This is a genomic window from Leptolyngbya sp. FACHB-36 (genome assembly GCF_014695955.1).
Lineage (GTDB): Bacteria > Cyanobacteriota > Cyanobacteriia > Leptolyngbyales > Leptolyngbyaceae > FACHB-36.
On sequence record NZ_JACJPG010000182.1, the window covers coordinates 1 to 10,777 of the forward strand.

General features: G+C 56.6%; 7 protein-coding genes, 1 rRNA gene and 1 pseudogene. 3 read left to right on the plus strand and 6 right to left on the minus strand.

Annotated elements, in window-relative coordinates; translation table 11 throughout:
- The 5 genes and pseudogenes from H6F43_RS02935 to H6F43_RS22975 all read right to left on the minus strand — a co-directional run.
- Positions 1–96, minus strand: a 16S ribosomal RNA gene (locus H6F43_RS02935); the annotation flags it as partial.
- A 350-nt stretch (positions 97–446) separates the two neighbouring features.
- Positions 447–608: a hypothetical protein gene (locus H6F43_RS02940; protein WP_190340507.1), complete on the minus strand. Its 162-nt coding sequence runs from the start codon at positions 606–608 to the stop codon at positions 447–449.
- 11 nt (positions 609–619) lie between these two features.
- Positions 620–1,144 carry an HAD hydrolase-like protein gene (locus H6F43_RS02945; RefSeq protein WP_190340508.1) on the minus strand — a complete coding sequence of 175 codons (525 nt, stop codon included), beginning with the start codon at positions 1,142–1,144 and terminating at the stop codon, positions 620–622.
- 178 nt (positions 1,145–1,322) lie between these two features.
- Positions 1,323–2,366 carry a tyrosine-type recombinase/integrase gene (locus H6F43_RS02950; RefSeq protein ID WP_190340509.1) on the minus strand — a complete coding sequence of 348 codons (1,044 nt, stop codon included), beginning with the start codon at positions 2,364–2,366 and terminating at the stop codon, positions 1,323–1,325.
- 79 nt (positions 2,367–2,445) lie between these two features.
- Positions 2,446–2,547: pseudogene (locus H6F43_RS22975) on the minus strand (integron integrase); the annotation flags it as partial.
- A gap of 415 nt (positions 2,548–2,962) precedes the next feature.
- On the opposite strand from H6F43_RS22975, the gene bla reads away from it, so the two are divergent.
- The 3 genes from bla (at position 2,963) to rph (ending at position 8,027) form a co-directional block, all read left to right on the plus strand.
- Positions 2,963–3,940, plus strand: a complete 978-nt coding sequence (gene bla, locus H6F43_RS02955) for a class A beta-lactamase, subclass A2 (RefSeq protein ID WP_190340510.1) — start codon at positions 2,963–2,965, stop codon at positions 3,938–3,940.
- 150 nt (positions 3,941–4,090) lie between these two features.
- Positions 4,091–5,122 (plus strand): glycoside hydrolase family 43 protein, encoded by a 1,032-nt coding sequence (locus H6F43_RS02960; RefSeq protein ID WP_190340512.1) that lies wholly within the window; start codon positions 4,091–4,093, stop codon positions 5,120–5,122.
- 310 nt (positions 5,123–5,432) lie between these two features.
- Entirely contained in the window at positions 5,433–8,027 is a 2,595-nt protein-coding gene (rph, locus tag H6F43_RS02965; protein WP_190340514.1) for a rifamycin-inactivating phosphotransferase, read from the plus strand.
- Between the two features lie 239 nt (positions 8,028–8,266).
- Here rph and H6F43_RS02970 read toward each other — a convergent pair.
- Positions 8,267–10,777 (minus strand): hypothetical protein (locus H6F43_RS02970; RefSeq protein ID WP_190340516.1); only part of this gene is annotated, 2,511 nt, incomplete at its 5' end.

Genomic DNA, 10,777 nt, shown 5'->3' on the forward strand with positions numbered 1-10,777 from the left:
ACCCGTCCGCCACTCAGTCCGAAGACTTCGTTCGACTTGCATGTGTTAAGCAGACCGCCAGCGTTCATCCTGAGCCAGGATCAAACTCTCCATGTTGTAGAGGTTTGTTGGCTTGACTCCGAAACAATATTTCTCACTGTTTCGGAATCCTCTTTCTGTTCTTTTTGCTTTGGGCTTTACCCAAAACACAACGTTCTTAACGAGGCTTAGATGCTTGTTTGGCTTTCAAACTATTTTGTTTTCTTGGTTCAGGGTGCCTGGGTTTCCCCACGGCACTCCTTCAGTTTAACAGCGCAGCGCTCACTTTGGGGTAAGGTTAACCAGACTTTTTAGCGGTGTTTGTACTACGGCTGCAAGTCGGTTGGCTGCGGGTCACTTCTGAGGAGTTCCTTTCGGCACTTGCCTACTATAGCAGACAAGATCCCCTCTGTGGATTCCTAACCAAATCACTGGGTAAGGGTCGTACTACTCTTGCGATCGCTTAGCCTTATCCCTAGATGAGACAGGGGCTTGAGTTTCATGCCCGCACTGGCAAGGTCTTGCTCAAAATGATCGTTCTGCTGTCCTTCATTGGCATCGTGCTCGCAGCAATCTAACGAGTAAGTCATAGCCGATGCTCTTAGGTGCTGGCTAGGGATGCTTTCTCGTGTTGTGCGATCCAGTTCCATGCCCACTCAAAAGCGACACCCGCCCGCTGAGCGGCGGCTTCGTCTTCGGGGCGATCGCCCACATAAAGTGATTCTTGAGGCCGCTGTTTGTGTCTTGCCAGCGCCAGTTGTAACATCCCCGCTCCCGGTTTACGGTACTGCCCTGACCACTTCGTCTTGCTGTGGTTGTGAACGTTGTGATGAGTGACACGAAAACACTTTTTACCCTCAAAGTCCGGGCAAAAGTAAATCTCTTGCAGTTGGGGAAACAATTCGAAGGTGTATTGCTGTTCCTGAATGCATTGCTGAATCGATTTGTGCCCTGCAGCAACACCGCCCTGATTGGTGATGCCAACCACCAGCCAATCATCGCCATAGGTGCCCAGTGCACTATCTGCCCCTGCGATAACCTGCTGGTCCTTGGGGTGCTGAAAATATTGAGCTCCGCTCCGTGGTTCCCGGAGGGTGCCGTCTAGGTCAACCAGTAGTAGGGGCATCGTTTGTCAGAGAAAACCGACTACTCAGCATCCTAAATGGTGCATTACTCTGCTTTATCTAGCTTATGGGATGACCGCTGAGGAGATTCCCATACCTGAAGAATGAATCAAGGATGAAGGTGCAGTGGTGTGCATGCTACAAAGTAGTGCTTAAGACGAACGCAAAAGACATTTGATATCAATTCCGCTTTACCACTGCAGAATCGGCAGTGTTCGGTGTTCTGCCGTACTCGGGGTCCGTATTTTCGCAGATCGCCTGCAAATACGCCTCGGCGGCGGCTTGCTTGAACACGCCCTTTGTGTAGCGCTGGAAGACGCGATCGCTTTGAATTCCCATTAACTCTTTACCAAACATTGGGTCAACTCCCCGCCGCGTTACCTCCGTGCCAAACGTGTGCCGAAATCTGTGCGGGTTCAGCTGATCCACCCCCGCGATCGCTCCCAACTGCTTCACCATCTTGTGTAAGCCCTTGTACCCTAACCGATGCCCTGCACTCTTCGGGTCCTGCGCCAAAAACATCGGACTCTCTGGCGTGGGTTCAAACGCCTCACCTTGCTGCCGTCGCCACTCCAGATACGCTTCTAAGTACGATCTCGCCTCCCGGTTTAGCGGCACCTGACTCACGGTCTGCCCCTTCGAGCGATGCACGGTTAGCAGTTTGCCATTCCAGTGTTCCACATTCAGCGCTGATGCTTCCGATGCCCGTAAACCGTGACTCAGCACCGCTACGATCGCGCGATCGCGCACGCGCGTCCGCTCATCGAGTTCTAGCGCCTGCCACAGTTGACTCAAATCTTCCTTCTCCAGATGGTCCGCCTGCGGTTCGGGTTGCCGTTCTAAGTCGATCGCATCGGTCGGCAGTGGCTGGTTCATTGGGTAGCCGTTACTGCGGCGCAGCCAGTTGTAGAACGACCGTAGCGTATTCAGCGCATGATTCATGGAGGTTGCCTTCAATCCCTTGCCTTTCAACTCCCGTCGATACTTGCCGATGTCACTCGGCGTTACCTCTAACCAGGATTTGTCAGACCACGCGGCAAATCGTTGTAACTGTCCTCGATACGTCCGTTGAGTATTGTCCGACTTCCCGGTTTGACGCAGAAACTCTTCGATCTGCCAGTGCCGCAGGTCTGGCAATTCCTCTCGCTGAGGTGCTCGCGGCTTGCCGCCCTTGAGTGGCACAATCACAATCGGCAAAACTGAATCAGCAGGTGAGGAATGCATCGGAGATCGCCCTTTGCTATCGAATTTAGGTAGAGATAACACGATTTATGCATCACTCATCGCTTAGGAAGTAGGTAATTCATATATCTAATGGACTCCGGACTCCTCGCCCACCGCGATTCAAGGCGTGCGTTTAGATCATTGTTGTTTTCACGTCCTTGTGTCCTAACAGCTTCTGCAACATGCTCGACGACTGCCAAATGGGCCAAGAACTGTGTCACTTCTGCTGTTCCCATCTCACTGGAATGGCGTTTGTCGTGAAGAGTTAGATAGAGTTTTTGACGAAGATAGAAACCTTTTGATAATTGCAAACAAGCTTATCCAATGCTAGGGCTGTATGGAAACGTTCCAATCTTGACTAATGAGCTTGGCGATCAACTGTTTTTAGAACCAAGCCAGAATAGATTGATGTGCTGAGCTGAAAGTTATTGCAACCGCTCACCTTTGCCATTTGACGGCTTTATGCTGTCCGCTAGGGCGTATTGTGGAGGTTTTCCGCCAGCTTTAAACGCCAAACCAATAAAATTTTTTGAAGTCCGAAATCTGACAATTACCGAGTGTAGCTCTAGGCTGTTCATGGCTTCAATTCAGATTTTATGATTCAAGCAACAATTAAAAATGTGTGGCTTTACGTATTTTGTTTGTCTTTACTGACTGTTGGTTGTGTGAGCAACAATTCTGGCAACAGAGCAGACGACCAAGACCGTCAAACAAATGCACCAGGAGAAGTCCTAGCATCTAATGCGAATAATAAAAACGAATTACGCAATCAAATCGAACAAATATCTCATGCTACTCAAGGGCGTGTTGGGGTTACAGCCACAGTACTAGAAACCGGGGAGTCAGTTACTCTGAATGGAGACCAGCAATTTCCAATGCAAAGTGTTTATAAGTTTCCCATTGGAATGGCTGTGCTGGCTCAGGTTGATCAAGGAAAATTAAGGCTAGATCAGCAGGTTCGGGTTGAAACAAGCGATTTTGTCTCAGACTTTCAGTACAGTCCGATTCGAGACAAGAATCCGCAAGGGGTAGAATTGAGCCTAGCTGAACTGCTGAAGTACACGGTATCCGAAAGCGATGGGACAGCTTGTGATGTGCTGTTGAAGCTAGTAGGTGGACCGGAGGCTGTTACTCAGTTCTTGCGCGACCTTAGTGTAAATGGCATTGTTGTAGCCGATACGGAAAAGAAAATCGGTCAAGATGACGCTGTGCAATATCGCAACTATGCCACACCGGATGCAGCAGTCGTATTATTGCGTGCATTGCACGAAGGGCAAGGGCTTTCAAAATCTAGTCGAGCGTTATTGCTACGGTTGATGACAGAGACACCTACAGGTCTAAAACGCATTAAAGGATTGTTGCCTGATAAGACAGTGGTAGCGCACAAAACTGGTACATCACGCACCATTGATGGAATGGCGGCTGCAACAAATGATGTGGGACTTGTGACGCTACCGAATGGGCAACATTTAGCGATCGCAGTGTTTGTCTCAGATTCCAGGGCTAACGATGCGACCCGTGAAGAAGTGATTGCAAAGGTGGCACGAGCGGCATGGGATAAGTGGAGTAGATAGATACAAAGCGTCCTCTGTGGCTTAACGAGGAGTGAGCATTCTCAAGTTGTCGTCACCGTCGAACAATTCGCTTGGAGATGAGTCTACTTGTAGCATTACATCCGCACCGGCTAATTTGATTTGTTGCCGGACGTAACCGAGGAGAGATGCTTGAAAGGTAAGCCACTGCTTGTCATTGCTCTGCTGTCGGTATTCACGCCGACGGTCTATAGCCAAGTCCCGACCGGGACCTTTACCAACCCGATCGTCAGAGCGCAGCAGTCGCCCGACCCGTGGATGGTCTATAGCGGGGGGCACTACTACTTCACCGCGACTCTCGATCCGGAGGGCGGCATCTGGGTCTGGAAGTCACGCACCCTCGCAGGCTTGGGCTCCAGCGTCAAAGTCAAAGTCCACACGCCCAACGTGAAGGAGCGGGCCAAACAGATCTGGGCCCCGGAACTCCACTTCATTAATAATCGCTGGTACATCTATTACACCGCATCGGACGGGGTAGACGAGAACCACCGCCTCTACGTTCTGGAGAGCCGCGGTTCCGACCCGCTCGGCCCCTACTCATTCAAGGCGCGCATCTATGACCCGGCACATGACGGCTGGGCGATTGACCCCAGCGTCTTCCGCGCGCCCAACGGCAGACTCTACCTGCTGTGGGTCGCGCACGTCCCCGGCAATGGCAACGGCATCCGCATTGCGCCCCTGAGCAACCCCTGGACGGTGGCAGGCAGGAGCACCGTTATTGCACAGGCCAACTACGACTGGGAGCGGGTACGGTACCCGATCAACGAGGGCCCGGTCGTGCTGCAGCGCGCAGGGCGTCTCTTCCTGGTCTACTCGGCGAGCGACACGGGGACGCCTGACTACGCGCTCGGGCTATTGACCCACGTCGGCGGCGACGTGACGGAGCCGAGGTCCTGGAGGAAATCGCCTACCCCAGTCTTCAGCCGATATTCGGGCACGGGTGGGGCAGTCTACGGGCCTGGTCACAACGGCTTCTTCAAGTCGCCAGACGGCAGAGAGGACTGGATTATTTACCACGGCAAGGAGACGAGCGAGTACACGTACGGCGGCAGGACCACACGCACACAGAGGTTCGAGTGGCGGACCGACGGCACGCCCAACTTCGGGCGACCAATCCCACGCGGTGTACCTGTACGCGTACCTTCGGGTGAGCGCGGGAGCTAGGTTAGGAGCCATCCGGCACGATCGCTGCACGCGGCAAGAGAGGATGAGCGGGCGGACCGGTAGACTTACCGCACGGCAGGTGAAGGGATGGCTGCCTATTCCCACTGCGCACTCTAACAACGGCAGGCACCCGATCCGATCGAGTTCCCGGGTGGAATCTGACAACCAGTCACCTGATTGCTGAGACCGAGATGGCTGAGGAGCCGGCATGGGGCTTACGGACGCCCTCAGCATCCCCTAAGCAGGATAGGGGATGGGGTCTGGTGAGACGCTGCGACATTCTTTAGAGAACGCACAAGGGAGGGAGCGGATGGACTGCTACGTGTTGGGTTTCCAGGATATCGACCAGAGGCAGGTCGCGCTTGTTGGCGGCAAGGGCGCGCACTTGGGAGAGCTTTCGCGAATCGAAGGCCTCCGCGTGCCGGCTGGCTTTTGCGTGACGACGAACGCCTTCCAGCGGATCATGACGGAGGTGCCATCGATCGACGATCGACTTGATCGGCTGTCGCGCCTGAAGCTGGACGATCGGGAGGCGATCCGCGCGCTCAGCGCAGAGATCCGCCGAACTATCGAGGCGATCGCCATCCCCGACGATCTGGTGGCAGCGATTGCCCGATCGCTCGCCCGACTCGGAGAGCAAGCCGCCTACGCCGTTCGATCCAGTGCGACAGCGGAGGATTTGCCGATGGCCTCCTTCGCGGGTCAGCAGGACACGGACCTGAACGTCGTGGGACCGGCGGCGATCCTCCAGAGCGTCAGCCGGTGCTGGGCCTCGCTTTTCACCGAGCGGGCTGTGACCTACCGCCTGCGGAACGGCTTTGACCACCAGAAGGTCCACATGGCCGTAGTCGTGCAGCGGATGGTCTTTCCGCAGGCGGCTGGCATCCTGTTCACGGCCGACCCCGTCACGGGCAACCGGAAAGTCGCCTCCGTGGAGGCCAGCTTCGGTCTCGGCGAGGCCCTGGTCTCCGGCCTAGTGAACGCGGACGTCTACAAGGTGCGGGACGGCGCGGTCGTTGCCAGGACGATCGCCACCAAGCAAGTCGCCATCCACACCTCACCGACAGGCGGGACGCAGAAACAAGCGATCGAGCCGCAGCGGCAGAAGCAGCCAGTGCTGACGGATGCGCAGGTCGTGCGGCTCAGCCAGCTGGGCCAGCAAATCGAAGCGCACTTCGGCTGCCCCCAGGACATCGAATGGTGCCTGGTGGACGATGACTTCCAGATCGTCCAGAGCCGACCGATCACCACGCTGTTTCCCATCCCCACGACCGACGACGGGGAGAACCGCGTCTACATCTCCGTCGGCCATCAGCAAATGATGACCGACCCCATGAAGCCGCTTGGGCTTTCCTTCTGGCAGATGACGACACCCAGACCGATGGCCGAGGCTGGCGGGCGGCTGTTCGTCGACGTCACCCAAGCCTTGGGTTCACCGGCGAGCCGCGCGGGCCTTCTGGGGATGCTGGGGAAATCTGATCCGCTGATCGGGGACGCGCTGCAGACCATCCTCGATCGCGGCGACTTCATCCCGTCGCTCCCAGTCGAGGGTTCCGGCGGGGCGCCAGTGGGTGGCGCGCCCGCCCCGATCGAGACCGATCCGGCCATCGTCGCTGAACTGATTGGGCGCAACCAGAACTCGATCGCCGCCTTGAAGCGCGACATCCAGGCGATGTCCGGATCGGCACTGCTCGACTTCATCCGGGCGGACATCCAGGAGCTGAAGCGGATCTTGTTTGATCCGCAGAGCCATCAGGCGATCATGGCGGGGATGGAGGCCACGTGGTGGCTCAACGAGCAGCTTCAGGCGTGGCTTGGCGAGAAGAACGCGGCCGACACGCTCGCGCAGTCCGTCCCCCACAACATCACGTCGGAGATGGGGCTAGCGCTCCTGGACGTCGCGGACGTGATCCGCTCGCATCTGGACGTAGTGGCTTTTCTGCAGCACATCGAGGACGAGGACTTCCTAGACGAGCTGACCAAGCTCGCGGGCGGACAGGAAGCGCGAGACGTCATCGGGGCCTACCTCGACAAGTACGGTATGCGCTGCGTCGGCGAGATCGACATCACGAGGCCGCGATGGAGCGAACGCCCCACCACGCTTGTGCCCCTGATCCTCGGCAACATCAAGAACTTCGAACCGGGCGCCGGAGATCGGCGCTTCGAGCAAGGACGGCAGGAGGCATGGAAGAAGGAACAGGAGCTGCTGGAGCGCTTGCGGGCCTTGCCAGACGGGGAGCGGAAAGCCGAAGAGACCAAGCGGATGATCGATCGGGTCCGGACCTTCATTGGGTACCGGGAGTATCCGAAGTACGGCATGGTCAGCCGCTACTTTGTGTACAAGCAGGCCTTGTTGGAAGAAGCCGATCGCCTCGTGCAGGCCCATGTGCTGCGTGAGAAGGAAGACACCTTCTATCTCAGGTTCGAAGAGCTCCATGACGTCGTGCACACAAACCTGGTGGATGACCAGCTCATCCGCCAGCGCAAGGATGCGTTCAGGTCGTATCAAGCGCTCACGCCGCCCCGGGTGTTTACGTCGGATGGTGAGGTCATCGCCGGGGCGTACCGACGCGACGATTTGCCAGCCGGCACGCTGGTCGGCTTACCGGTTTCCGCCGGGACTATCGAGGGGCGGGCTCGCGTCATTCTGGACATGGCAGAGGCGGATCTCGAACCGGGCGATATCCTGGTCACTGCCTACACGGACCCCAGTTGGACGCCTCTGTTCGTCGCGATCAAGGGATTGGTGACGGAGGTAGGAGGCTTGATGACCCATGGCGCAGTAATCGCACGGGAGTACGGCTTGCCAGCCGTCGTGGGGGTGGAGCATGCCACCCGGCTCATCCGGGATGGGCAGCAAATCCGCGTGCATGGAACGGACGGGTACGTGGAGATCCTGCCCTAGTGGGACAGCCCGACAGGTAGGCAGCACGTGGTCGGTCAGCCAGACACCGCTGGTCGCCTGGTAGAAGGCGTGACCGGCTGCGTGCTTAGCTCCAGGTTAAGCGGGGGATTGAAGACACGGTCGATCGCATTGGTGATCGAATTTAGATAGAGATAACAACGCTTATCTCCATCTGATAAAACTAAGACGATTACAGGATCTGGAGTCCCTACAACTCTCAGTTCCCGTGCGATAACGTTTCAGGTCTCGCTACCCTTAGCGTGAGTCAGTTTCGGATTCAAGAACGCGATCTGCGGCTCTGGCAGCATCAGTAGGAGCGCCTCTAGAATCTGCATTTGGGTCGATCGAGTGAGACTTTGCCAGAAACAGGTTTGCTGTCCAGGTTCTAGCCATTCCCAGAAAATATCGGCAACACTCTCGATCGTCTGCGTCACCGTCTCACACTCAGCGATCGCAGCGTTGGCAACTTCGACTAGCTCAGACTCAACTGGCGGATCTGAATTTTTACTCCAAACGCTATTAGAAGCTTCTAATAGCGTTTGGAGTAATTTCCAGCAGCGCGAAATGTACTGCTGTGAATAGCCGCTAATCGCCGCGATCGCCGTCTGTGTCACCTTTTTGCCGGTGGCTTTAAGCGTCGTTACAGCCCCTTGCACGGCCATCGTGAAGCACTCCCAACGATCGGCGGCTTCCAGGGTGATTTCACTCGCCTTCAACCGTTGGATACTAGGTAAACCCACATCGAAATCGCTGAGGACGATGACCTCTAGCGGCTCATCTGGTCGTCGATGCGCCCGCAGTCGCCCGATCGCCTGCACCATATCCGCACGAATGGCGCGATCAACAAACGATTGGAACCCTGGATCTTCTGCATCGGTGACGCCGGTGAGGACGGCATACTCCGCCAGCAGATCGGCGAGGTTGCGGCAGGGGGTGCCAATTAGGATCAATCGGCTGACTTGCTCGAAGTCGTTGACGCCGCGCGAATCGCGCCACCATGCTCCCCAGCCTGCGGCTGCGTGCCTCTTAAAGTCAATTACCTTCGTGGCTGGGTCAAGCGCTTGGTAGTGAGCGACGATCGCCGCGCTGCGCCGCTGCTGCTCGGCTCCCCGCTGCATCCCCAACCGCCCCAAGTCCGTCACTTGTGCGATCGTCAAGTTGGAGTACTGAGGAACCGCTTGGTGACAGACAAAAATTTCGCTAGGCTGACAGCCTAACTTCAGCGCCAAGTCCTCCCGGCTCAGCGTCGCGTCGAGGAAAACGGCTGCTTGGGCTGCTTGAAAGATCGCCCGCTGGCGCGTATTGGGCAGCGAGATTGTTAGCGTCCGTCGCTCCAGGTGCAGATGTCCGGTTGCTCCGCTGAGTACTCGTAGCAGATCGGGCAGCCACTGCTTGATTATTTTCTGCTCCGTTTGATTTGCCATCTCCGCATCGCGCTCGGCGAACCGCTTGCGGAGACTCGGCGGCAGATCTGCCGCATCAACGCCGTATTGCTGCGTGACGTTGAGGTAGCTCAAATCAGGTTGCAGCGCCTGCTCCACCTCGGCGATCGAAATAGCTGGGTTGATTAACTGCTTGAGTACTTCTGTGTGACTCATGCCGTAGCGTTGAGTGCGTTCAGTGCCGTCCAGGTAGGACAGCAGAATGGTCAGCAACGGTTGAAGGGCTGTGAACAGTTGAGGATGATGCATTAGGGTTGTAACGGTTTGGGTTAGGTCTTGTTCTGTCACCGTTAGGGCTTGCTTCGTCTGAAAGATCTGCCCTGGTTCATCTGCGACTAGAACAACGCCTTCATAGTCGTAGTCGCTGGTGCTGGGCAAGCTGTCAGGGTGCGCCCGCAGCTTGGTTGCTGACAGTGCCGATCGACGCTGGTGCAAGAAGCCGTAGTTCTGACCTTCGGCATGGCTGCATGCCTCCCTTAAGGGACACCCGCCACAAATGAGCGAGGCGGTATCGGCTCCGCTGACGTGTTTGGCTCTGAGTGCGCCAATGAGTTGGATGCGATTGCAGTTGGCGGGCAGGTTGGGCACCTCGCCGTTTGCCCGCTTCCAGCGCGTGTTGCCATTGGGCGTGGTTTCCTGCACCAGTCCCCCGTGCCGCGCTTCCAAGTCCACCCAACCGTTCGCGCTGCTCAAGGTCTCCACCGTTGGGTTGCGATGCTGATCGCTGGCGTAGATAATTTGGCGGCAGTCGCTGCCAAACAAATCAGGGGTTAGGTTGCCCGTGTCAAAGCTTTTGCCGGTGCCCGTGACCGATCGATCCAGGATATAGCGGTGTCCCTGCTCAATAGCTGTTTGATAGGCTTTTAAGCGATCGCCGGGTTGGAAGGTGAAAACTTCACTTTCCGGTTCCCCTAAATCTTGCTGCAGTGCCGCCGCCGATCGTAGAGGATCTGGCTGGCGCGCTAGTCGTTGGCTAAGCCGCTGGAGCCACTGCCAACCTCTCCCGTTGTACTGGGCTGCTAGCGTTTCAAACTGCGCGATCGTCAGGTACTCGATCTCGGTGAAGTCTGCCAGTTCGTCAATGTCGCGATTTGCCTTGGTGATCTGTCCCCACCAGGCGATTCGGACGGTGTAGCCAAACTTGGCTAGAAGCCGCCACTTGGCTCGTAGTTGTCGCAGCACGTTCGGATTCTGAATCGCACCCGCGTCGATGGGGTCAACGATTTGGCGCGTATCCACCTCAAGGGTCAAGCGTGCCAGCGTCTCTTGCAGCGTCACGCGGCTGCTGGCAAACTGTCCGCCTGCTGC